Below are 22,902 nucleotides of genomic sequence, written 5' to 3' on the forward strand. Positions count from 1 at the left end.
GTTCACCGGCAGTAAAAAAGAGCGGGCTTGATGCCCGCTCCCTCGTTGACTGACTCAGGCCTCCAGCGCCTGATCCAGATCCGCCAGTATGTCCTCGATGGCTTCGATCCCGACCGACAGCCGGATCATCTCGGGTTTGACGCCAGCCTTGGCCTGCTCCTCCTCGCTCAACTGGCGATGGGTGGTGGAGGCCGGGTGGCAGGCCAGCGACTTGGCGTCACCGATATTGACCAGCCGCTTGAAGATCTTCAGTGCATCGTAGAAACGCACCCCCGCCTCGTAACCATCCTTCAGGCCGAAGGAGAGGATGGCCGAGGGGCGACCGGCCATGTACTTCTCTGCCAGTAGATAGTGGGGATGACCCGGCAGACCGGCGTAGCTGACCCAGGCCACCTTGGGGTGATGCTTGAGGTGGTGGGCTACCCGCAGGGCGTTGTCCACGTGGCGCTCCATGCGCAGGCTCAGGGTCTCCAGCCCCTGCAACAGCAGGAAGGCGTTCATCGGCGCCAGCGCCGCGCCGGTATTGCGCAGCGGCACGGTACGCACCCGCCCGATAAAGGCGGCCGGGCCAAAGGCCTCGGTATAGACCACCCCGTGGTATGAGGGCTCGGGTTTGGTCAGTTGGGGGAAGCGCTCGGCGTGATCCGCCCAGGGGAAGTTGCCCGAGTCGACGATGACGCCACCCAGCGAGTTGCCGTGGCCGCCGACATATTTGGTCAGGCTGTGCACGACTATGTCGGCGCCGTGTTCGATGGGCTTGCAGAGCACCGGGGTGGCGACCGTGTTGTCGACGATAAGCGGCACGCCACGGGCGTGGGCTGCCTTGGCCAGCGCGGCCAGATCGACTATGTTGCCCGCCGGGTTGCCGATGCTCTCGCAGTAGACTGCCTTGGTCTTGTCGTCGATCAGGGCGGCGATGGCTTCGGCGCTGTCATCTTTGGCAAAGCGCACCTCGACCCCGAAACTTGGCAGCATGTGGGCGAACAAGGTGTAGGTGCCGCCATAGAGCTGGGGCGTGGAGACAATGTTGTCACCGGCGGCGGTCAGCGCCTGAATGGCGTAGGTGATGGCGGCGGAACCTGCCGAGACCACCAGCGCGGCGATCCCCCCTTCCAGCGCGGCCATCCGCTGCTCCAGCACATCATTGGTGGGGTTCATGATGCGGGTGTAGATGTTGCCCGGCACCGCCAGATTGAACAGATCCGCCCCGTGCTGGGCGCTCTCGAACTCGTAGGCCACCGTCTGGTAGATGGGCACGGCGACCGCCTTGGTGGTGGGGTCGCTGGAAAAGCCGTGGTGCAGGGCTAGGGTCGCATCTTTCATCACACACTCCTTGTTGGATGTTGCTTGTCGCAGTTATAGATGGATAGACGTCCAATCTATCAGGCCCGTGGCCGATGTAAACAGCAAGATCCGGCAAAGCAATGTCGCCCGCAGGGGATGCGTGTCCCGAGTGGTTGGCATGGCCCGCACTCAGAAACGACGGCGATACTCCTTGTCATCGATCTGGTTCATATCCCACTGCATCAGGCGGTTGAGCTGCTGCATGGGATCTTCGATAAGTGGCAAGGGGCGCGGCAGGATCCGCTTGAAGTAACGGCGCAAGGTCTGCTGGATCCGGTTCGGTTTGAGGGGGTTGGCGTGGATCATGATGGTGCTCCTCTACTGTGGTTCTCACGTTCATCAGCAGTATTGAGCTAAAATGCGGAAGTAAAAACTGATGACTTACAGCAACAGGATTTCCTCTTTTATGCCGACCGGCCGCCTCTACCAGCAATTTCAACGACTCGCCCAGCTGCTTGGCAGCGATGAGCGGGAGATCAGCCTCGCCGAGGTGGCGGGTCTGCTCTGCTGCACCCCGCGCAACGCCCGCCTGCTGCTGCGGCGGATGCAGGATCAGGGTTGGCTCAGCTGGTCGGCGGAAGCGGGGCGGGGGCGGCGCTCCCGGCTCACCCTGCTCGATAGTCAGGAGAGCCTGACCCGGCGCCGTTTGCGGGATCTGCTCAGTCAGGGCCAGCTGGCGCAGGCGGTGCGGCTGGCCGAAGATCGCCTCGATCTGCTCACTCCGCTGCTGATCGAACAGCTCGGTCAGGCCACCCGCGAGGGGCGCCAGATCCTGCGGGTGCCCTACTACCGGCCGCTGCCGCAGTTGCTGCCCACCGGCCCGATGCGCCGCTCCGAAATCCACCTGAGCCGCCAGATCTTCAACGGCCTGACCCGGCGAAATGAGGAAAATGGGGAAATCGAAGGGGATCTCGCCCACCACTGGGAGTGTCTGGGCCCCTGCCACTGGCGCTTCTACCTGCGCCCGGCGGTGCGCTTTCACCACGGTCGCGAGCTGGTGGTGGAGGATGTGATGGAGAGTCTACTGGCTTTGCGGGATCGCCCGCTGTTCGCCCATCTGGACCGGCTGGAGAGCCCCTGGCCGCGCACGCTGGATCTCTATCTCGACAGCCCGGATCCCTGGCTGCCCCACCTGCTGGCGGAGCCGGTGGCGACCATTTTGCCGCGGGAGCTCAAGGGGGAGGCGGGCTTTGCTCTGCAACCTGTGGGCTCCGGCCCCTACCGGGTGGCTGCCAACGATCCCCTGCATCTTTGCCTTGCGGCGTTTGACGACTACTTCGGCCTGCGGGCCCTGCTCGACGAGATCGATATCTGGATGCTGCCGGAGCTGGCGGAGCGGCTGGAGACCCACCTGCAGCTGGGGCGCGACAGCCCGGAGCTCGGCACCATGCGCGGCGAGTCGGAGCTCGAATCGGGCTGCTACTTCCTGCTGCAGGACGATCGTTCCGGATCCTTGCAGGATCCCGCCCTGCGGCAGTGGCTCGGCCAACTGCTCAATCCGGTGGCTCTGATGGGGCGGGTCGCCCCCGAGTTGCAACGGGGCTGGACCAGCGCCCTTGGCCTGCTGCCCCACTGGCGCGAAGCGCTGCCCGCGCCCTTGCCCAGACCGGCGCAGTTGCCGACGACCTTGGTGCTTGCCTGCTTCAACCAGCATCTGGAGTTCAACGAGTGCGCCAACGCCATGAGCAGCCTGCTGGCCGAACAGGGGATCCGGCTCGAGGTGCGCACCCTCGATTACGGTCGTTGGGTGAGTGGCGAGGATGAAGACGTGGATCTCTGGCTCGGCACCCTCAACCTCGAACATGCCGGCCCCTTTGCCCCCTACGCCTGGTTGCAGGGCACCCCGTTGCTGCGCAAGGTGTGGAGCAGTCAGCATGAGTTGTGGCAAGGGTTGATGCAGTGGCGCGCCAGCGGTGAGGAGCCTGGCCCCCGCGCCCTGCTGGCAACTGTGCAGCAGCAGAGCTGGTTTGTGCCGCTGTTTCACCACTGGCTGGAGCTGGAGAGCCGGGTCGGCGTGCACGGGGTGCGGATGACGGCGCTCGGCTGGTTCGATTTTCGCAGCGCCTGGTTGCGGCCCGAGCCGACCCATCAGCCCGCAGAGGCGCCATAGTTCGTCCAATTTCTGTCGCGGCCGATGGCCGCTCCGTGGCCGCTTGTGTGAAAGATCCATAAATCGGCCGCTGCTGCACAGTTTGTGTCACGTCTCTGTGCCATGCTGTTTCAGGTTATGGACAGCAGAGCAAATGAGGAAAACGATGAGCAACAATTCAGACAGTTCCGCAGGAAAATGCCCGGTCATGCACGGGGGAACCACCTCCGTCGAGACGTCCAGAATGGAGTGGTGGCCGAAGAGCCTCAACCTCGACATTCTTCACCAACACGATACCAAGACCAATCCGCTGGGGGCCGGTTTCAACTATCGGGAAGCCTTGAAGGGGCTCGATATGGCGGCCCTCAAGCAGGATGTGACCGCCCTGATGACCGACAGTCAGGATTGGTGGCCCGCCGACTGGGGCCACTACGGCGGCCTGATGATCCGCATGGCCTGGCACTCGGCCGGGACTTATCGCATCGCCGATGGTCGCGGTGGTGGCGGCAGCGGCAACCAGCGTTTTGCCCCCCTCAACTCCTGGCCGGATAACGCCAACCTCGACAAGGCCCGTCGCCTGCTGTGGCCCATCAAGAAGAAGTACGGCAACAAGATCAGCTGGGCCGATCTGATCATTCTGGCGGGCACCGTGGCCTATGAGTCCATGGGGCTCAAGACCTTCGGCTTCGCCTTTGGCCGCGAGGATATATGGCACCCGGAGAAGGATATCTACTGGGGATCGGAGAAGGAATGGCTGGCGCCCAGCGGCAAGCCGGGTGGTCGTTACTCCGGCGAGCGGGATCTGGAAAACCCGCTGGCGGCGGTGATGATGGGGCTTATCTACGTCAACCCGGAAGGGGTGGATGGCCAGCCCGATCCCCTGAAAACCGCGCAGGATATGCGAGTCACCTTCGCCCGCATGGCGATGGATGATGAAGAGACGGTAGCGTTGACCGCCGGTGGCCACACCGTCGGCAAGGCCCACGGCAACGGCGACGCCAAACAGCTTGGGCCCGAGCCGGAAGGGGCCAGCCTCGAGGAGCAGGGGCTCGGCTGGATTAACCACCACAGCCGCGGCATCGGCCGCAACACAGTGACCAGCGGCATTGAGGGGGCCTGGACCACCCACCCGACCCAATGGGACAACGGCTACTTCGAGCTGCTGTTCAAGTACGACTGGTGGTTGCAAAAATCTCCGGCGGGGGCCCATCAGTGGGAACCGATCAATATCGCCGAAGAGGATATGCCGGTGGATGTGGAAGACCCGTCGATCCGCTGCAAACCCATGATGACGGATGCCGACATGGCGCTCAAATTCGACCCCGAGTATCGCAAGATTGCCGAGCGCTTCCGCGATGATCCGGCGGCCTTCTCCGACGCCTTTGCCCGCGCCTGGTTCAAGCTGACCCACAGGGATATGGGGCCGAAGAGCCGCTATGTCGGCCCCTATGTGCCGACAGAAGATCTGATCTGGCAGGATCCGGTGCCAGCCGGGCGTGCCGATTATGATGTGGCGGCGGTGAAGGCCAGGATCGCCGCCAGCGGCCTCTCCATCAGCGAGCGGGTCACTACCGCCTGGGATAGCGCCCGTACCTTCCGTGGCTCCGACAAGCGGGGCGGTGCCAACGGCGCCCGCATCCGGCTGGCGCCCCAGAAGGATTGGCCGGGCAACGAACCGGCGAAGTTGGCGAAGGTGCTGGCGGTCTATGACAAGCTGGCGGCCGAGTGTGGCGTCAGCGTCGCGGATCTCATCGTGCTGGGGGGCAACCTCGCCATCGAGCAGGCAGCCCAGGCCGCCGGGGTGACGGTGAGCGTGCCGTTTGCGCCTGGCCGGGGGGACGCCACTCAGGCTCAGACCGATGTGGCCTCGTTCGAGGTGCTGGAACCGCTGGCCGACGGCTTCCGCAACTGGCTCAAGCAGGACTATGTAGTGACGGCGGAGGAGTTGCTGCTGGATCGCGCTCAGCTGATGGGGCTTACCGCCTGCGAGATGACGGCGCTGGTCGGCGGGATGCGGGTGCTCGGCACCAACCACGGCGGTACCGGGCACGGGGTCTTTACCGATCGGGTCGGGGTACTCAGCAACGACTTCTTCGTCAACCTGACCGACATGGGCTACCAGTGGCTGCCGAAAGCGAGCAATCTCTACGAGATCCGCGATCGCCGCAGCGGCGCGCTGAAGTGGACGGCCACCCGGGTGGATCTGGTGTTCGGCTCCAACTCGGTGCTGCGCGCTTATGCCGAGGTCTATGCCCAGGATGACAACAAGGAGAAGTTTGTCTGTGACTTCATCACCGCCTGGAACAAGGTGATGAATGCGGATCGCTTCGATCTGTTGGGCTAGTCCCCGAGCCGTTTGGTTATCTGCATCAGCCCCGCACACCCTAGGTGTGTGGGGCTTTTTACTGCCCGCTTTTCTGTGCAGCCCTACAATCCGCCGCACTGCGACACCCGCTGGCCGGTCGCGCAGGGTCGTGGGCATCCCTGTGCTTGGGCCAGCAGTATCATGTAACATGCTGATCCGCTGGTGATGCCCGGCTGCCACCTATTGGCCACTGATGTCCAATCAACAGGACAAGGACAGAAACAAAGAGACAAGGAGTCAACTCATGCTGGAAATGCAGATCCAACCCCGCTTTCAGGAGACGGATGCCCTCGGCCATATCAACAATACGGTGCCGGCGGTCTGGTTCGAATCGGCGCGGGATCCCCTGTTCCGGATCTTCTCCCCCGATCTGGATGTGCATAACTGGCACCTGATCATCGCGGGCTACACAGTGCAGTTCAAACGGGAGCTGTTCTACGGCCAGCCGGTCACCATCAAGACCGGCGTGCGCCGCATCGGCACCAGCTCATTTACGGTCTGGCAGGAGGCCTGGCAGGGCGGCGAACTGGCCGTCACCGCCGAAACGACCCTGATCCATTTTGACTACCGGGCCCGCCAATCCCTGCCCCTGAGCGATGCTCACCGGGAAGGACTGCGGGCCTGGCTGACAGAGAGTTAACCACGGGCCGGATGGCCCATCACAGGAGTGTTATGTACAACTCAATGCGCAACACAGCGATCGCGCTGACCCTGGGATTCTGCTCCCTCCCTTCTCTGGCCGCTTCTCTCGCCGAGCAGTTTACCCTGATGGAGAAGGGGGCCGAGAGCGCCCTCGATACCCGTCAATTCAGCCATGACGGCGTCGATATCAAGGCCTGGATCGATGGCGCCCCCGTCATCATCGCCGTGCCCATCATGAACGAGCTGGGCAAGCTGGAAGGGGAGAGCCGCTACTACTTCAAGGGCGGCAAGCTGTTCGGGGTCAAAGAGCCCGCCGCCCAGTTCGCCTTTGATGACAGCGGCAAGCTGACCCAATGGTTGGACGAGAAGGGGCAGCCCGCCGAGTTCGTCAGCAAGATGAGCATGCAGCAGCGTCAGGAGTGGCTCACCAAGCGGGCCGCCGAGCTGAGCAAGCTGTTTGTGGTGAGCGCGGCCGAACAGAAGGCGGCCAAGGGGGGCGTCAAGCTGAAGGGGGCGGATCTCGCTCACTGGCTCTGCAACGGCAAACTGATGGATCTCGCCCATGGCGACAAGGTGATCTTCGAGCAGGATAAGCTGAAGATTGGCGAGCAGGGGATCGAGGGAGAGGTCTCCCTGCGTCAGGAGAAGGGGTGGCAGGAGCTGAGCCTCAAGTGCGAGGTGCAGGGCACCCAAGTGACCCGCCTCACCTGGCAGCCGCTGCCGGGTGCCAACAAGCCGCAATAAGCGCAATAGCAAGGGGGCCCATCACGGGCCCCCTTCTCATTCGGTGTGTGGCTCCCCCAGCTTGAGCCGGGTGAGTGCCTCGACCCGGCGCCACTGTCCGGGCTCGAACCAGCGGGCCAGCAGCTCCTGCTGCTGTTCGGCCCGGGCCTCGTTCGGCAGTTGTCTGAGCTCGACCAGAAAGCCGCTGAGCTGCTCCTCGAACCCTTGCCGGTTCTGCTCCAGCTGGCGCATCCGATCCACCGCTTCCGGCCCCCCTGTCTCCAGCAGCAGCGCCTCCCGTTTGGCCGGGTCCATCTGCGCCAGCTCTTGCAACTCCTCAAGCAGGCGGCTGTTGGCCTCCGCCTCGCGAAACCAGCCCGGTTGCTCCGCCAGCCAGAGATCCAGCTCGCTGGCCAGCTGCGACTTGTCGCTGTCTCTTGCCTCCGCCAGCGCCCTGCGGCGCAGGGTCAGCTGCTCCATCAGCCGATCCTCGGCAAACAGCTGGGCCTGCTCGGCCGGGGTAAAGCTCTGCTGGCGCAGCTGCTCCCGCTCGTCAAACAGGATCTGCAGGCTGGCGAGGGAGATCTCGGTGGGCACCGTCAGGCTGCTCTGGGCGGAGACAAAGGTGCGATAGCGCGCCTGCAGGGCATCGGCGGCCTCCTGCTCGGGATCGTGCGGGTGGCTCTGTGCATGCTGGCTGGTTTGAGCGGGTGATGAGTCTGCCGTCGGTGCAGTGGGCCAGAGCAACACCCCGCCAAGCAGCAGGGTGATGGCGCAGGGCACGACGAGCAGGGTGGCTATCTTCATAGTCCCAGCTCCTTGAGACGGTTGGCATGCTGGCGATAGAGGGTGACCGGATCGGTCTCGAACAGATGGTGGATGCCGAAGGACTGGTTCACCTCATCCAGATGGTTCATCCGGTAGCCGGTGCCGATCACCTTGCCGAGGTGACTGCTGCAGACTCCGACCAGTCCGTCATTAGGCTCCTTGAAGAAGGCGCCGGTCAGCGCCAGAGCAGGATCCACCGGATCCAGCAGATTGGTCAGGTTGCCGCGCCCGCTCCAGGAGAAGTAGTAGACGCCGTTGCTGGCCTGCATCGGCCCCTCGCCGCAATAGCGGCTGGGCAGCCCCTCCGGGTAGCGCTGGTTGAACTGGCTGGCCCCCTTGCTGGTGAGGGCATCGAGGGCTGCGACCGGATCTTGCGGCAGCTGGCTCCCGCCCGAGAGCAGTGAAATCATGCCGGAGAGGGCGTGGGCTGCGGCGGCAGCCAGCTTCTCGGCGGCCGAGCCGGGGGCGGCATTGGCCCGCACCAGATCGGCAATCTCGGATCCGTAGTTGACCCCGCCGACGCTGGTGGCGGAGGCGACCAGCTCGGGGGCGACCGAGGCGACATAGCGGATGGTAGGGCCGCCGTGGGAGTGGCCGATCAGGTTGACCTTCTCGGCGCCGGTGGCCGCCAGCAGCAGCTCAACCTGGGCGAGCAGCTGTTCGCCCCGTTGCTCCGAACTGGCGGTGGCCGATACCTGAGCCACGTAGACTTTGGCACCATCCCGGCTCAGGGCCTGGGGAATGCCGTAGAAGTAATCGACCCCGAGCAGCTTGTCGAAGCCGAACAGGCCGTGCACCAGCACTATGGGGTAGCGGGTCTGGGTGTATCCGCTGGCGTGTGCCAGCATGGGCAGGGTGCAGAGCAGCACCAGAAGCCATCTCTTCATCATCAGCATCCTTGTTGAATCGTGAGGAACAGATTGTGTGGCGTACTCCATGTTCGCCGGTGCCAGTATGGTGGCTGCTGACGGGAGAGGCTGTGAGGGGGATCGCAACTCGGGATTCAAAAGGGATTCAGGGGGCGGGCGGGGAGGCTGAGCTCCCCGCCCTGTGGCTTATTGCCACTCCACCAGGTGATACTGCTTCTTGCCCCGGCGTAGCAGCAGGTAGCGACCAAACAGCCGATCAGTGGCACTCAGCTGATCATCCTGCTTGAGCACACCATTGAGGCTGATGGCGCCCGCCGCCAGCAGCTCACGGGCGATACGCCTGGAGTTCGCCAGACCGCAGCTGACCAGCAGGCTGACCAGATCCGTCTCGCCGCTGACGGTGCTACACGGCATGCCATCCTGCGCCAGCTGGGCCAGATCGCTCTCGCCGAGGCGGGCCACATCGCCGCTAAACAGCAGCTCGCTGATGCGCTGCACCGCAGCCAGCGCCGCCTTGCCGTGTACCAGCTCGGTCAGCTCGTTCGCCAACACCTGCTGGGCCTGCTTGCGCCCCTGCCGCTTGGCATCTTCCGCCTCCAGTGCATCAATCTCGCTCAGCGACATAAAGCTGTAGTAGCGCAGGAAGCGGTAGACATCCTCATCCGCGGTGCCGAGCCAGAACTGGTAGAAGGCGTAAGGGGAGGTGAGCGCCGGATCGAGCCAGACCGCGCCCCCTTCGGTCTTGCCGAACTTGGTGCCGTCTGCCTTGGTGATGAGGGGCAGGGTCATGCCGTGCACCTGCGCCTGATGGAGGCGACGGGTGAGATCCATGCCGCTGGTGATATTGCCCCACTGGTCGTTGCCGCCAATCTGCAGGGTGCAACCGAGCCGCTGGTGCAGCACCGCAAAGTCGTAGGATTGCAGCAGAGCGTAGGAGAACTCGGTGAACGAGATGCCCTGATCCGGACGGGCCAGCCGCTGGCGCACCGATTCCCGCGCCAGCATGGCATTGACCGAGAAGTGCTTGCCGATATCCCGCAGAAAATCGAGGGCGGACATCTGCCCCATCCAGTCGCCATTGTTGACCAGTTGCGGGGCCGACAGGCCATCATCGGCGGGCAGCAGCGCCCTGATTTGGGCCGACAGGCTGGCGACCCAACCCTGCACGGTATCGGCACTGTTGAGGCTGCGCTCGGTCGCCTTGAAGCTGGGATCGCCGATAAGGCCGGTTGCCCCGCCCACCAGTGCCACCGGGGTGTGGCCCGCCAGCTGGAAGCGGCGCAGCATCAAGAGCGGCACCAGATGACCGATATGCAGGCTGCCAGCGGTGGGATCGAACCCGCAATAGACGGTGCGCGGGGTGGCAAGATGATCGGCCAGGGCCGCCGGGTCGGAATTCTGGGCCACAAGGCCGCGCTCGGTCAGCTCATCGAGCAGGTGGGGGTTGATCATGGGTTCTCCAACAGCAGGGGGAAAAGCCGTCATCCTCGCCGTTCTGGCCGGTGGCGGATATGTCCCCTGAGGGACAGTTTTGCCACTCTCGTGCTAGCATTCAGCCATAGCGGGGAATCGCTCCCCGCCACCGGAAACGTGTCACCATGACCCAGCCGTTCACCACAGATGCCTTGACCCGCAGCATGACCGAGGTGGTCGATGCCCTGCACAGCAGCGCCTTTGCGGCGGCGCTGGTGCGGCTGATCCAGCAACAGGTGGCGTTTGATTGCGCCCTGCTGCTCGGGGTGGGGCAGCGGCCAGTCTACCTCTACGACAACCTCAACCATCAGCGGGCTCTGCTGTTTGATCGCTACCTCACCAGCCACTTCAGTCAGGATCCCTTTATGCAGGCGCTGGAACAAGGCTTGCCTGCTGGCGTCTGGACGCTGGCGCAGGTCTCCCAAGGGCGGCTCGATCCCGAATATCGTCACCACTTCTATCAGGCCACCGGCTGGCAGGAGGAGGTGGGGCTGATCCTGCCGGTGCGGGACGGACTGACGCTGATGCTGTTTCTGGGGCGACTCGACAAGCGCAGCACCCTCAGCCGTGACGAGCTGGCAAGGCTGGAGCAGCTGTTCCCGCTGGTACATTCGCTCTGTCGTCAGCAGTGGCGGCAGAGCCAGCCGCTGTTGGCCCAGAGCACTGTGCTGCCAGACAGCGCCAGCCTCCGGAGTGCGGTGGAGCAGGCGATGGCGAGTGTCGGGGGCGATAGGCTTACCCGGCGCGAGCGACAGGTGGCGGAGTTGCTGCTGAAGGGACTGGATACCGAGGCGATTGCCGCAGCGCTCGGGATTGGCAGCGGCACGGTGAAGAATCACCGCAAGCATCTCTATGGCAAGCTGCGGCTCGGCTCGCGGGCCGAGCTGTTCAATCTCTTTCTGAACCACCTCATTACGGCGCCGGTGGAGGCATCGCAGGCGTCATCGGCGGGAGATAGAGAGAGCCCGCCATAGGGCGGGCCGGAGTTACTCGAGGCGCGGGATGGGGGGATTGGTTTCGGGCAGGATACTGAGCAACTGGTAGCGCTTCATCAGCTGCTTGTATTCATCCCCCTGTTTGACCTTGTCCAGCGCCTGTTGCAGGCGGGCAACCTGTTGCTTGTCTGCCCTCAGGTTGAAGGCGAAGCAGTTGTCCTGCTCTTCAATGATCGCGACGGTGACAAAATCCTCGCTGGGGAAACCCAGCTCTTTGGCCTGATGGCGCAACATCACCTCGTTGCCCGCCACCAGATCGGTACGTGCCATGATGAGCTGGCGCACCACCTGATCCATGCGCTCCACCGCCATCATATTGCCCGGACTGATCCCGCGGTTGAGCAGCAACTGCTCCCCGACATCCGCCTGCATCACACCAATCTGCAGCTTGGCGAGATCCGCTTTGCTGGCCACTTTGGGGGCATCCTGCTTGCGGCCGACCAGCGCGACCCTGGAGTGGCTGATGGGGCAGACCCAGAGGAAGTGGGGATCCCGCTCCTTGGTATGTGCCGTGGTAAAGAGCACGGCCTCTTGCTGCTGGGTCAGCAGATACCAGCCGCGGGCCCAGGGCAGAAAGTGGATGGGGTGCTCCGGCTCCCCCATTTCGCGCCACATCAGGCGCAGCAACTCGACCGCCAACCCCACAGGCTGACCATTTTTATCCTGGCCATTGAGTGGCATGTTCTGCTCCGAATAGTAGATAAGTGCCGGAGCAGGGAGTGCGATAAACAGGGCGAGAGAAGCGAGAGCAGGGAGCAGACGACGCATGATGCACTCCTTGTGCGGGTAGTTACCTAACAGTCTATGTGGCCTTTTCCATAACGTCATGATCCGGTAGCGGGATAAAAAACAGGCCACCTTGCGGTGGCCTGTCGGTTTATTTGAGCAGGGCTTCCATCTCCGCCTCTGCCTTGGCGCGAGCCTTGGCTTCCGCCGCTCTGGCGGCATCGGCGACGCTCTCTCCGGCCGTATGGGATGCGGCACTGACGGCCTGCCGGGCTGGTTCGGCAACGGCCTTGGTTGCCTCTTGCGTCGCGGTCGCAGCGGCGCTACTGACGACTTGCTTGGCTGGAGCGGCTACGGCCTTGGTCGCTTCTTGCGTCACGGTGGCGGCAGTGCTGCTGACGGCCTGTTTGGCGGGAGCGGCCACAGCCTTGGTGGCCTCTTGCGTCGCGGTCGCAGCGGCGCTGCTGACGGCCTGTTTGGCGGGAGCGGCCACAGCCTTGGTGGCTTCCTGCGTCACGGTCGCAGCGGCACTGCTGACAGCTTGTTTGGCAGGAGCGGCAACGGCTTTGGTCGCTTCTTGCGTCGCGGTCGCTGCGGCGCTGCTGACGGCTTGCTTGGCAGGAGTGGCAACAGCCTTGGTCGCTTCTTGCGTTGCAGTCGCAGCGGCGCTGTTGACGGCTTGCTTGGCCGGAGCAGCAACGGCCTTGGTCGCTTCTTGGGTCATGGTCGCAGTGGCGCTGCTGACTGCTTGCTTGGCAGGAACGGCAACAGCCTTGGTCGCTTCTTGAGTTGCAGTCGCAGCGGCACTGCTCAGCGCCTGCTTGGCTGGCGCAGTGACTGCGGTGGTTGCACTACGGGTCAGATCGGTCGCGCTTTGGCTCACCGCTTGAGTTGCCTGCCCTGTGGTGTTGGCGGCTGCGCCGCTGATAGCCTGACTTGCGCTGTTGGTCAGCGAGCCGGTGACGCCGCGGGTCACTGTGCCCAGCGCGCTGCCAAGGGAGAAGGGGGAGGTGCCACTCTGGCTAGTTGCCGCACCGGTCAGGGCATTGGCCGCCGGGGGGAGCTGGCTGCTGGGGGTCTGCCAGCCCTGCATGGCGGTTGGCCAGGTCGGTGCCGTGCCTGCCAGATTTTCGCCGAAGGTCAGGGTGGTGCCATCCCCTTTTTGCAGCAATACCGACATCTGGTTGGTTTGCGAGTTCCACACCATCCCCGCCTGCTTGGCAATATCCGGCACCGGCGCATACTCGGAGACCACATAGAAAAGCGGCCCCTCCTGCTGTAACTTGTCGGCAGTCTTGAGCAACTGCATGGTGCTGTCGTAGTTGGGGCCAAGGATGGCGGTCATCCGATCCTTGATCAGGGGTTGTTCGAACAGATTGACCTCGTTCGGGTCAAAGCCGACCAGCGGCTTGAGCAGGGCCCACATCAGCTGGCTGGTGGGGCTCATCATCAGCAATGGGGCAACGCAGGCGGACAACATCAGGCTCAGGCAGGCCGCCTGAAGCAACGGCATGATACGCATTGGGATAATATCCAAATAACGATTTGATAAATAAGGTTATATTTTGTCAGGACGTGACAAATTCACCGGAAGTTTGCGCGTGGCAGCGAGAGACTGCCCGCAGGCGCTGGCAGGCTACCATATTGGTTCCACAATGCCAGCAGGCAGTATGATTGTCAGTCAAGTAAACCCCGGGGCTGGTCGACTCTTCGAGAGTGCCCCCATCGCAACAGGATCCCTCTCATGAAAAATGTACTGCTCTGCCTGCTGGCCTCCCTCTGGCTCGCCCCTGCTCTGGCCGCGTCCAAAACCACTGTGGTGGGCGAGTCTGCCAGTCCCGAGCTGGTGTTGCCGCTGGGCTCATTGCCCGAGCGGGTCTGCTGGTTTGCGGATCAGAAATATTCCGAAGGGGCCCGCATTCTGCAGGGAGATATCTGGCTGGAGTGCGGCCCGCAGAACGACCTCGAGAGCAATGGCCCGTTGGCCTGGCGCTCTCCTGCGGTGGTGTTGCCTGCCACCCGGGGAGCAAAAGATCAGAAGACGATTTCCGTGGGTCAGTGAGGCTTTTCTTGATCCAGCTAAAGACATGGACGTGATCCCTGTCGCATAATGCAGCTCCTTTCTTCTCTTGGCTGGAACCTAAGAAATGGCTCGTCGCTCTTCCAATGCACAACGTCGTCGCAGTAGCTGGTGGTACAAACGCCTGTTGGCAAGGGAGCGGGAAGAGCGTGAAGCGCGTTCCGTCCGGGATTGATACAGCATTGAAAAACGGAGCCTCGGGCTCCGTTTTTGCGTTTATTACTCTTAGCAGAATAACAACGGGGGCCATCAGGCCCCCGTTTTGTTTTTGCAGATGTTGCCTGCTTGCGGCTTAGCGCTGCAAGGCGGCCAGTGCCAGTTCGACCCGCTTGGCGTATTCGGGGTCGGCCTGCTCGAAGTGTTTGAGCTGGGCCGCGACGATGGCGTCATCCTCCACATTGATGAGGGAGCGGGCCAGGTTGGCGGCGAGCCGCGAGCGCTGCCCCTCGTCCATGATGCGGAATAGGTTACCCGGCTGGCTGTAGTAGTCGCTGTCGTAGTCACGGAAGTCGTAGTGCAGGGCGGCCCCTTCCAGACTCAGCGCCGGTTCGTGCTGTTCGCTCGGCTGCTGGGTACCGAAACGGTTCGGCTGATAGTTGGGGCTGGCGCCGCCATTGCTGTCCGCCCGCATGGCACCGTCACGATGGGCGCCGTGATGGAACGGGCAGCGTGGGGCGTTGACCGGCAGCAGACCGTGGTTGACGCCGAGGCGATAGCGCTGGGTGTCGCCGTAGGAGAAGAGTCGCCCTTGCAGCATGCGATCCGGCGAGAAGCCGATACCGGGCACCACGTTGGCCGGGGTAAAGGCGGCCTGCTCCACATGGGCGAAGTAGTTGTCCGGGTTCTGGTTAAGCTCAAGCACGCCCACCGGGATCAGCGGGTAGTCGCTGTGCGGCCACACCTTGGTCAGGTCGAATGGGTGGATTTTGTAGGTCTTGGCCTCGGCCTCCGGCATCACCTGCACATAGACCTTCCAGCGCGGGAAGTCGCCCCGCTCGATAGCGTTGAACAGATCCGCCTGACTGGTCTCCCGATCCTGCCCGACGGCGGTGGCGGCCTCTTCATCTGTGTAGAAGCTGTGGCCCTGTTCGGTCTTGAAGTGGAACTTGACCCAGAAGCGCTCGTTGGCATCGTTGATAAAGCTGAAGGTGTGGCTGCCGTAGCCGTTCATCTCCCGCAGGCTCTTGGGGATGCCGCGATCGCTGAACAGTATGGTGACCTGATGCAGGGATTCCGGATGGCGTGACCAGAAGTCCCAGGCGGCGGTGGCGCTGCGCAGGTTGGTGCGCGGATCCCGCTTCTGGGTGTGGATGAAGTCAGGGAATTTCAGCGGATCGCGGATGAAAAAGACCGGGGTGTTGTTACCCACCAGATCCCAGTTGCCCTGCTCGGTATAGAACTTGAGGGCGAAGCCGCGCACATCGCGTTCGGCATCGGCGGCGCCTTTCTCACCGGCCACGGTGGAGAAGCGCAGGAATACAGGCGTCTGCTTGCCGATGGCGCTGAACAGATCGGCCTTGCTGAACTGGCTGATGTCGTGGGTCACGGTAAAGGTGCCGTAGGCGCCCGAGCCCTTAGCGTGAACCACCCGCTCGGGAATGCGCTCGCGGTCGAAGTGGGCGAGTTTCTCCATCAACCAGATGTCTTGCATCAGGATGGGGCCGCGCGGACCGGCGGTGAGGCTGTTGTTGTTGTCGACGACGGGGGCGCCGTTGGCGCTGTGCAGGGTCTTGTCAGTCATGGCTTCTCTCCTTGTTGATATGGGGTCAGCCTACGGATCTGCGCCGTGCTCGGCCAATGGGCCTTTCCTCGCCCTTTGATAGGCAAGACAAATGGGTGCAGGTGGGGGATGTGTAACCGCGCTGGATATTGCATGATGGAGGTTTCGAGAAGGAGCCTCATATGCAGATTACTATCCATCATGCCGAACCCACCGATGCCCCCGCCTTACGGGATCTCTACGCCATGCCTAATGCCCAGGCGGGCACTTTGCACCTGCCTATGCCACCCCTTAGCCAGTGGCAGAAGCGGTTGGAGAGCGACAGCGTGGTGGCACTGGTCGCCGACGTTGACGGCCTGCTGGTAGGCCAGCTCTCGCTGCTGGTTGAGCCCAATCCCAGACGCAAGCATGTGGCCGGGATTGGCATGGGAGTGCGGGATGACTGGGCTGGCAAGGGGGTGGGCTCTGCCCTGATGGCTGCGGCGCTGGATCTGGCCGATAACAGGCTCAACCTGCACCGGATTGAGCTGACCGTCTATACCGACAATGAGGCCGCACAGGCGCTTTATCGCAAGTTCGGTTTTACCGAGGAGGGGCGAGCCCGTGACTATGCCTTCCGCCAAGGGCGTTATGTGGATGCGCTCTATATGGCCAGAGTCGCGGGGGGCGCCAGTCGCTAACGGTATGGTCGATTATCAGGCCAGATTGCGCCCGGTGATCCGGGCGCTGGAGCAGAATCCCGATCTCTCCATCGAAACGCTGGCAAGCAGTGCCTGCTTGTCTTTCTACCATTTTCACCGGGTGTTTACGGCTGTGGCGGGGGAGACGCCCGGGGAGATGTGTCGTCGTCTGCGCATCCAGAGGGCTGCTTGGCAGCTCTGCTATACCGATGCCAGTGTCACGGCCATTGCGTTGGGGGCGGGGCTCGCCAGCTCCCAGGCGTTTGCCAAGGTATTTCGCCGTTACTATGGTTGCACGCCGGGAGAGTTTCGCCGCGACAAGAGCAAGAATGGACACTTGATGAGCAAGGATGGACACGCATTTGTGCAGCCGAATCCTTATGCTGAGGGTCACTCATCAGCAAGGAGCAATATCATGAAAACCATCGAGATGGACGCCCGTACTCTGGCCTATATGCGTGTCACCGGCCCCTATGGCGAGGGGTATGACCCCGTCTGCCGCCAGCTGCATCAGTGGGCCAGCGCCCGCGGTCTGGAAGGTGGGGAGTGGATCTTCATCTATCACGATAACCCCGAGGTGACTCCGCCAGCTCAGTGTCGCACTGACATCGGGGTGACGGTGCCTGCGGGGACGGTGGGGATGGGAGCGGTCGAGATCCAGCTTATTCCCGCCGGTCGTTACGCCCAGTCCCGTTATCTTATTACCGACCGCAGTCAGTATGGCCCTCGTTGGCAGGAGCATATCGGCGACATCGTTGCTGCCGGGCTGGAGTTTGGTAATGGTCCCTGCTTCGAGCTCTATCACAGCATGAGCGATGATCCGGTGCTGGACGATGTCAGCTTTTGCTCCAGCCTCAAGGGGTAGGGCACAACAAGATGGAAGAGGCTGTGCAGAACATCGCGCAGCAACGAGAGAGCCGGACAGTGTCCGGCTCTTGTGCATCTGGCGGCTGGGCGGCGGTTAGCGCTGGAACCCCTTCTGGGCGAACTTGGGTCTGGCATTCATGATCTGCTCCACCTGCTCGTCGCTCATCTTGCCGCGCGACAGCCCCAGCACCTTGTAGGTGAGCAGCGGTCGGGCGGGCAGGGCGATCATCAGGGCGCGGATCTGGTTCTCGTCATCCTTCTCCCGGGTCGGCTTGCCGTAGGCGTAGGTGAGGACGCCGGCATCCATCAGGTTTTTGACGGCGGGCTCGGTGATCGGCAAGTTTATGACGCTTTTACGCTGCAGCACGAACTCGCGCAGCACCGCCTTCTCGTTGAAGTCGAGGAAGCCGATCATCTGGGCCAGCTGGTCCTGCTGACGGCGCGCCTGCCACTCTTCGCACGCCCACTCCCAGGCGATCAGGAAGCCCTGACTGCAGAAGTAGGAGATGGCGATCAGCATGCCGACCCCCAGCCAGGCCGCATGATCCGCAGCCCACTGGCTGACGGCCCCTTTCATCAGCCCGGCCGGAAACAGCAGAATGATGCTGCAGCAGAGCAACAACCAGACCATCAGCCAATTGAGGCGGTTCAGTTGATAGAAATGTTGGATCCACCGTTTCATTGTTCATCCTTCCCAAACTGTTGTGGATAGTGAACTACCTACAGCAATCGGTGTGCCAACAGCGCAATAGCGGCGGGGAGGGAGGGCAGGCGAGGTTACATTCCCTTACAACTTATTGAATGAGTTGTCATTAATTTGCCTTGTGAGGCGGCGGTCGAGTTGCTAAAACGTCCCCTCAGTCATTGGGGAGTAGCAACCCGCCCGCATTCCGGGCCGGGCCCATGTCAACACTCTTGGATCCTCGTATCCATGGCATGGGCGGCGATAGGCACTATCGCTCTGCAAGACCTTTGGCCTCGATATGCACGCCAGCCGGGCGAGCCATGTCGGGTCCATCGGTTATTCTGCTCGCCTGGCGGTATCTATTATGTTGATTACCCTGCTGTTATTTCTCGTCTCTGCGGTCACCATCTACCTTGCCTGCGAATATCTCGTCAATGGCATCGAGTGGACCGGCCACCACTTCAAACTCTCGCAAAGTGCCACTGGCTCGCTGTTGGCCGCACTAGGCACGGCACTGCCCGAGTGCATCGTGACCCTGACCGCCCTGCTGATGGGCAACACGACCGCCCAGCAGGAGATCGGCATTGGCGCCGCCCTCGGCGGGCCGCTGGTGTTGGCCACCATCGGCTATGCAGCGGTCGGTGTTACCCTGCTGCTTTGCATGGGGCGTACCGAGCGCGCCATCGACGGCGGGGTGCAACGGGAGATTGGGCGGGATCAGCGCTGGTTTATCGGCATCTTTCTGGTGGCAACCGCGCTGGGGCTGGTCGCCTTCACCGGCAAGAGCTGGCTGGCCCCGCTCTTCCTGCTGGTCTACCTCGTCTATGTAAGGCGCGAGTTGAAACAGAGTGACAGCCACGAAGTCGAATTGCCGGAGCCCCTCAAGCTGGCCCCAGATGCCGGGATCCCACCCCTTGGCAAGGTGTTGCTGCAGACACTGGCTGCACTGGTGGTGGTGGCGCTGGCGGCTCAGCTGTTTGTTCATCAGCTGGAGAGCATGGGCGAGCTGTTTGGCCTCTCGCCGGTGCTGGCGGCCCTGCTGCTGAGCCCGGTGGCGACCGAGATGCCGGAGCTGATGAACGTGCTGATTTGGGTGCGACAGGGCAAGAACCGGCTGGCGCTGGCCAATATCTCCGGGGCCATGATGATCCAGGGCACCATCCCCAAGGCGTTCTGTCTGCTGTTTACCCCCTGGCTGCTGGATGGCGCCATGATGGCCTCCTCGCTGGTGACGTTGCTGGCGGTCGGGTTGCTCTGGTGGGGGTTCAGAAAGGGAACCATGACCGCCGGACGGCTGGCGCTGGTCGGTCTGCTCTATCTCGGTTTTTGCGGCTGGTTGCTGATGAGCTGAAGCGGGGAGCGCGGATATGAAAAAGCCCCCTTGGCAGGGGGCTTTGTTGTATCGGTTGAGGCGGTGCTTACAGCGCGGCGATTTCGGCCTGCTGGGCTTCCAGCTTGGTCAGCTGGAGACGGTAATCTTCCAGCTTCTCGCGCTCTTTGGCGATGACCGCTTCCGGCGCCTTGGCGACGAAGGCTTCGTTGCCGAGTTTGCCTTCGATACGGCCGCACTCGCCCACCAGACGGGCAACCTCTTTGGCCAGACGGGCCAGTTCGGCATCCTTGTCGATGAGACCGGCCATCGGGATCATCAGCTCGGTGGCACCGATCAGCTTCTTCACTGACAGCGGGGCGGTTTCACCGTCCGCCAGTACGCGGATGGACTCCAGACGGGCCAGCGACTTGAGGAAGGCCTCGTTGTCAGCGGCGCGCTGGGCATCCTTGGCATCGCACTGGAGCAGCACGTTCAGGGGCACGCTCGGGGCCACGTTCATCTCGGCGCGGATGTTGCGGATGCTGACGATGAACTCCTTCACCCACTCCTGATCCGCCATCGCGGCTTCGTCCACCTTGGCGGCGTCGAACTCCGGGAAAGCCTGAATCATGATGGTGTCGGCGTGAACGCCAGCCAGCGGGGCGACCGATTTCCAGATGGTCTCGGTGATGAACGGGATGATCGGGTGTGCCAGACGCAGCAGGGTCTCGAGGACGCTGACGAGGGTGTGGCGGGCAGCGCGCTGCTCGGCCTCGGAACCCTTGGTCAGTACCGGCTTGGTCAGCTCCAGATACCAGTCACAGAACTGGTTCCAGATAAACTCGTACAGCACGCCAGCCGCGATGTCGAAGCGGTAGGTATCGAGGGCGGTGCGGAAGTCACGGATGGCCACTTGCAGCTGGGACTGGATCCAGCGGTCCGCCAGACTGAACTGCATCTCGCCGCCATTCCCTTGCGAAGAGAAGCCGCAATCCTGATCTTCGGTGTTCATCAGCACATAGCGGGAGGCGTTCCACAACTTGTTGCAGAAGTTGTTGTAGCCGTCCAGGCGCTTCATGTCCCAGTTGATGTCACGACCGGTAGAGGCCAGCGCTGCCAGCGTGAAGCGCAGGGCGTCGGTACCGTGGGCATCGATCCCTTCCGGGAACTGCTTGGCGGTACGCTTGGCAATCTTCTCGGCCATCTGCGGCTGCATCATGTTGCCGGTGCGCTTCTCCAGCAGATCTTCCAGCGAGATACCATCGATCATGTCGAGCGGGTCCAGCACGTTGCCCTTGGACTTGGACATCTTCTGGCCCTCTTCGTCACGGATGAGGCCGGTGATGTAGACGGTCTTGAAGGGGACTTGCGGCTGGCCGTTTTCGTCCTTGATGAAGTGCATGGTCATCATGATCATCCGGGCGATCCAGAAGAAGATGATGTCGAAGCCGCTCATCAGCACGTCGGTCGGGTGGAAGGTCTTGAGTGCCTCGGTGTTGTTCGGCCAGCCCAGGGTGGAGAAGGTCCACAGAGCGGAGCTGAACCAGGTGTCGAGCACGTCTTCGTCCTGACGCAGTACGGTTACGGCCGGGATGCTGTGCTTGGCGCGCACTTCGTCTTCGCTGCGGCCAACGTAGACGTTGCCGGCGTCGTCATACCATGCCGGGATGCGGTGACCCCACCACAGCTGACGGGAGACGCACCAGTCCTGAATGTCGCGCATCCAGGAGAAGTACATGTTTTCGTACTGCTTCGGCACGAACTGGATACGGCCATCTTCCACCGCTTCGATAGCGGTCTTGGCCATCGGTGCCACGCGCACGTACCACTGGTCGGTCAGCATCGGCTCGATGGGCACGCCACCGCGATCGCCGTAAGGCTGTTGCAGCACGTGATCCTTGATCTCGTCCAGCAGACCCAGCTCTTCCAGCTTGGCCAGAATCGCCTTGCGGGCGGCGAAGCGCTCCAGACCGGCGAACTCGGCCGGCAGGGCCGCGTCATAGGCGGTGCTCGGGTTGCCGTTGGTATCGACCACTTCGGCCTCGGCACGCACGTGGGCATCCAGGGTGAAGATGTTGATCATCGGTAGGCTGTGGCGCTTGCCCACTTCGTTATCGTTGAAGTCGTGGGCCGGGGTGATCTTCACGCAACCGGTGCCCTTCTCCATATCGGCGTGTTCATCGGCAACGATGGGGATCAGGCGGTTCACCAGCGGCAGCAGGATGTGCTGGCCGATCAGCGCCTTGTAGCGCGGGTCTTCCGGGTTCACGGCCACGGCGGTATCGCCCAGCATGGTCTCCGGACGGGTGGTGGCGACGATCAGGTAATCCTTGCCTTCGGCAGTCTTGGCGCCGTTGGCCAGCGGATAGCGCAGGTGCCACATGTGGCCCTTGATCTCGCGGTTTTCCACTTCCAGATCGGAGATGGCGGTGTTGAGTTTCGGATCCCAGTTCACCAGACGCTTGCCGCGGTACATCAGGCCATCTTCGTAAAGACGAACGAACACTTCCTGCACGGCGGCGGAGAGACCCTCATCCATGGTAAAGCGCTCGCGCTCCCAATCCACGGAGTCGCCCAGACGGCGCATCTGGCGGGTGATGGTGCCACCTGACTCTTCCTTCCACTGCCAAATCTTGTCGATGAAGGCATCACGGCCGTAATCGTGGCGAGTCTTGCCCTCTTCTGCGGCGATCTTGCGCTCAACCACCATCTGGGTGGCGATACCGGCGTGGTCGGTACCTGCCTGCCACAGGGTGTTCTTGCCCTGCATGCGGTTGTAGCGGATCAGGGTGTCCATCAGGGTTTGCTGGAAGGCGTGACCCATGTGCAGGCTGCCGGTGACGTTCGGCGGCGGGATCATGATGCAGAAGGAGTCTTTGCTGGTGTCGCTGTGGGGCTTGAAGTAACCCTGGGCTTCCCAGTGCTGATAGAGCGCCTGTTCGATGGCGTTGTGATTAAAAGTCTTTTCCATGGTCTCGCCGTAATCTGGATGGATGGAGTCTGGTGTTGATTCTTTATGGATCAATTGGTTGCAGTCAGGGCTGCGCCGGATCCGGTGCGGCAAGGACGGGCTGATCCCTCATTTCGAGGGTATGGCCTGCCTGGCGATAGTGCTTGTAGCGCTCGCGGGCTTGCTGCTTTTGTGTTTCGTCAGTGGGGACAAAATCTACCACTTGAGCGAAGTGTCCTGCAAACAAAGGTGTCTGTTTGGCCAGATTGATGAGGCGGGCGTAGCGCCGTTTCGGTGGCTGATAGCCGATCTCCACCGGGGCCATGCCGCTTTCGCCTTGCAGCTGATGCGGCACGAAGCGCTCCGGCGGCAGCTGCCACAACAGCTCGTCCAGACGCAGGGCCTGCGCTTCATCGTCGCAGAACAGGTAGATATGGCCCGCGCCCCACGATTCGGCCGCAAGAGTGCAGGCCAGTCGCTCGACCGCAGAGGCCTGCGCGTGATCCTGTTCGCTCATCAGGTAAAAGGTCACTTGGCTCATCAGGTTGATCCCG

At 62.5% G+C, this 22,902-nt stretch carries 20 protein-coding genes and 1 riboswitch; of the genes, 9 read left to right on the plus strand and 11 right to left on the minus strand.

All coding sequences use genetic code 11. The annotated features are described in order from the left end of the window. Positions 1 to 54: 54 nt before the first annotated feature. Both ACTG2T_RS10735 and ACTG2T_RS10740 read right to left on the minus strand, forming a co-directional pair. Positions 55 to 1,323 (minus strand): O-acetylhomoserine aminocarboxypropyltransferase/cysteine synthase family protein, encoded by a 1,269-nt coding sequence (locus ACTG2T_RS10735; protein ID WP_219296996.1) that lies wholly within the window; start codon positions 1,321 to 1,323, stop codon positions 55 to 57. A gap of 150 nt (positions 1,324 to 1,473) precedes the next feature. Beyond that, positions 1,474 to 1,650, minus strand: a complete 177-nt coding sequence (locus tag ACTG2T_RS10740) for a hypothetical protein (protein WP_204480717.1) — start codon at positions 1,648 to 1,650, stop codon at positions 1,474 to 1,476. A gap of 100 nt (positions 1,651 to 1,750) precedes the next feature. On the opposite strand from ACTG2T_RS10740, the gene sgrR reads away from it, so the two are divergent. The 4 genes from sgrR to ACTG2T_RS10760 all read left to right on the plus strand — a co-directional run bounded on the left by sgrR (position 1,751) and on the right by ACTG2T_RS10760 (position 7,184). Then, a complete protein-coding gene (sgrR, locus tag ACTG2T_RS10745; RefSeq protein WP_219296998.1) occupies positions 1,751 to 3,454 on the plus strand; it encodes an HTH-type transcriptional regulator SgrR in 1,704 nt (567 codons plus the stop codon). A 145-nt stretch (positions 3,455 to 3,599) separates the two neighbouring features. Continuing rightward, positions 3,600 to 5,777, plus strand: a complete 2,178-nt coding sequence (gene katG / locus ACTG2T_RS10750; RefSeq protein WP_219297003.1) for a catalase/peroxidase HPI — start codon at positions 3,600 to 3,602, stop codon at positions 5,775 to 5,777. A gap of 265 nt (positions 5,778 to 6,042) precedes the next feature. Further along, positions 6,043 to 6,438, plus strand: coding sequence for an acyl-CoA thioesterase (locus tag ACTG2T_RS10755; RefSeq protein WP_005336457.1), 396 nt, complete (start codon positions 6,043 to 6,045; stop codon positions 6,436 to 6,438). Between the two features lie 44 nt (positions 6,439 to 6,482). Beyond that, positions 6,483 to 7,184 (plus strand): hypothetical protein, encoded by a 702-nt coding sequence (locus tag ACTG2T_RS10760; protein WP_042081272.1) that lies wholly within the window; start codon positions 6,483 to 6,485, stop codon positions 7,182 to 7,184. A 36-nt stretch (positions 7,185 to 7,220) separates the two neighbouring features. On the opposite strand, the gene ACTG2T_RS10765 is transcribed toward ACTG2T_RS10760, so the two are convergent. From ACTG2T_RS10765 to tyrS, 3 genes are all read right to left on the minus strand, one after another. After that, positions 7,221 to 7,970: a lipase secretion chaperone gene (locus ACTG2T_RS10765; RefSeq protein WP_219297005.1), complete on the minus strand. Its 750-nt coding sequence runs from the start codon at positions 7,968 to 7,970 to the stop codon at positions 7,221 to 7,223. Next, positions 7,967 to 8,878, minus strand: coding sequence for a lipase family alpha/beta hydrolase (locus ACTG2T_RS10770; protein WP_136501650.1), 912 nt, complete (start codon positions 8,876 to 8,878; stop codon positions 7,967 to 7,969). Before ACTG2T_RS10770 ends, ACTG2T_RS10765 begins: the two co-directional genes overlap by 4 nt. A gap of 168 nt (positions 8,879 to 9,046) precedes the next feature. Beyond that, positions 9,047 to 10,312 (minus strand): tyrosine--tRNA ligase, encoded by a 1,266-nt coding sequence (gene tyrS / locus ACTG2T_RS10775; RefSeq protein ID WP_323906412.1) that lies wholly within the window; start codon positions 10,310 to 10,312, stop codon positions 9,047 to 9,049. Positions 10,313 to 10,458: 146 nt separating this feature from the next. Between tyrS and ACTG2T_RS10780 the strand changes: the two genes are divergently transcribed. Continuing rightward, positions 10,459 to 11,307 carry a helix-turn-helix transcriptional regulator gene (locus tag ACTG2T_RS10780; RefSeq protein WP_330124742.1) on the plus strand — a complete coding sequence of 283 codons (849 nt, stop codon included), beginning with the start codon at positions 10,459 to 10,461 and terminating at the stop codon, positions 11,305 to 11,307. A 12-nt stretch (positions 11,308 to 11,319) separates the two neighbouring features. Here the strand turns inward: ACTG2T_RS10780 and ACTG2T_RS10785 are convergent, their stop codons facing one another. Further along, the gene (locus ACTG2T_RS10785) at positions 11,320 to 12,096 is read right to left on the minus strand and encodes a substrate-binding periplasmic protein (RefSeq protein WP_287867999.1); all 777 of its coding nucleotides are present in this window, start codon (positions 12,094 to 12,096) and stop codon (positions 11,320 to 11,322) included. Positions 12,097 to 12,205: 109 nt separating this feature from the next. Beyond that, positions 12,206 to 13,576, minus strand: a complete 1,371-nt coding sequence (locus ACTG2T_RS10790) for a hypothetical protein (protein WP_330124741.1) — start codon at positions 13,574 to 13,576, stop codon at positions 12,206 to 12,208. 222 nt (positions 13,577 to 13,798) lie between these two features. Here ACTG2T_RS10790 and ACTG2T_RS10795 point away from each other — a divergent pair, with 222 nt between their 5' ends. Continuing rightward, positions 13,799 to 14,116, plus strand: coding sequence for a YnjH family protein (locus tag ACTG2T_RS10795; protein ID WP_021231798.1), 318 nt, complete (start codon positions 13,799 to 13,801; stop codon positions 14,114 to 14,116). Positions 14,117 to 14,426: 310 nt separating this feature from the next. On the opposite strand, the gene ACTG2T_RS10800 is transcribed toward ACTG2T_RS10795, so the two are convergent. Next, on the minus strand, positions 14,427 to 15,875 hold the full coding sequence (locus tag ACTG2T_RS10800) for a catalase (protein ID WP_330124740.1): 1,449 nt from the start codon (positions 15,873 to 15,875) through the stop codon (positions 14,427 to 14,429). A 161-nt stretch (positions 15,876 to 16,036) separates the two neighbouring features. Between ACTG2T_RS10800 and ACTG2T_RS10805 the strand changes: the two genes are divergently transcribed. Further along, positions 16,037 to 16,534, plus strand: a complete 498-nt coding sequence (locus ACTG2T_RS10805; protein ID WP_330124739.1) for a GNAT family N-acetyltransferase — start codon at positions 16,037 to 16,039, stop codon at positions 16,532 to 16,534. Positions 16,535 to 16,538: 4 nt separating this feature from the next. Continuing rightward, on the plus strand, positions 16,539 to 17,399 hold the full coding sequence (locus ACTG2T_RS10810; RefSeq protein WP_330124765.1) for an AraC family transcriptional regulator: 861 nt from the start codon (positions 16,539 to 16,541) through the stop codon (positions 17,397 to 17,399). Between the two features lie 96 nt (positions 17,400 to 17,495). On the opposite strand, the gene ACTG2T_RS10815 is transcribed toward ACTG2T_RS10810, so the two are convergent. Then, positions 17,496 to 18,083 (minus strand): superinfection exclusion B family protein, encoded by a 588-nt coding sequence (locus tag ACTG2T_RS10815; protein ID WP_005336432.1) that lies wholly within the window; start codon positions 18,081 to 18,083, stop codon positions 17,496 to 17,498. Between the two features lie 172 nt (positions 18,084 to 18,255). Further along, a riboswitch (yybP-ykoY riboswitch) is annotated at positions 18,256 to 18,363 on the plus strand. A gap of 87 nt (positions 18,364 to 18,450) precedes the next feature. On the opposite strand from ACTG2T_RS10815, the gene ACTG2T_RS10820 reads away from it, so the two are divergent. Next, complete coding sequence (locus tag ACTG2T_RS10820; RefSeq protein ID WP_330124738.1) at positions 18,451 to 19,437, plus strand: sodium:calcium antiporter; 987 nt, start codon at positions 18,451 to 18,453, stop codon at positions 19,435 to 19,437. Positions 19,438 to 19,504: 67 nt separating this feature from the next. On the opposite strand, the gene ACTG2T_RS10825 is transcribed toward ACTG2T_RS10820, so the two are convergent. Continuing rightward, entirely contained in the window at positions 19,505 to 22,369 is a 2,865-nt protein-coding gene (locus ACTG2T_RS10825) for a valine--tRNA ligase (protein WP_330124737.1), read from the minus strand. Between the two features lie 64 nt (positions 22,370 to 22,433). Next, complete coding sequence (locus ACTG2T_RS10830) at positions 22,434 to 22,889, minus strand: DNA polymerase III subunit chi (protein ID WP_330124736.1); 456 nt, start codon at positions 22,887 to 22,889, stop codon at positions 22,434 to 22,436. Between the last annotated feature and the right edge of the window lie 13 nt (positions 22,890 to 22,902).

It is taken from the genome of Aeromonas sp. 75A (assembly GCF_051919425.1).
In the GTDB taxonomy this organism is placed as follows: domain Bacteria; phylum Pseudomonadota; class Gammaproteobacteria; order Enterobacterales; family Aeromonadaceae; genus Aeromonas; species Aeromonas veronii.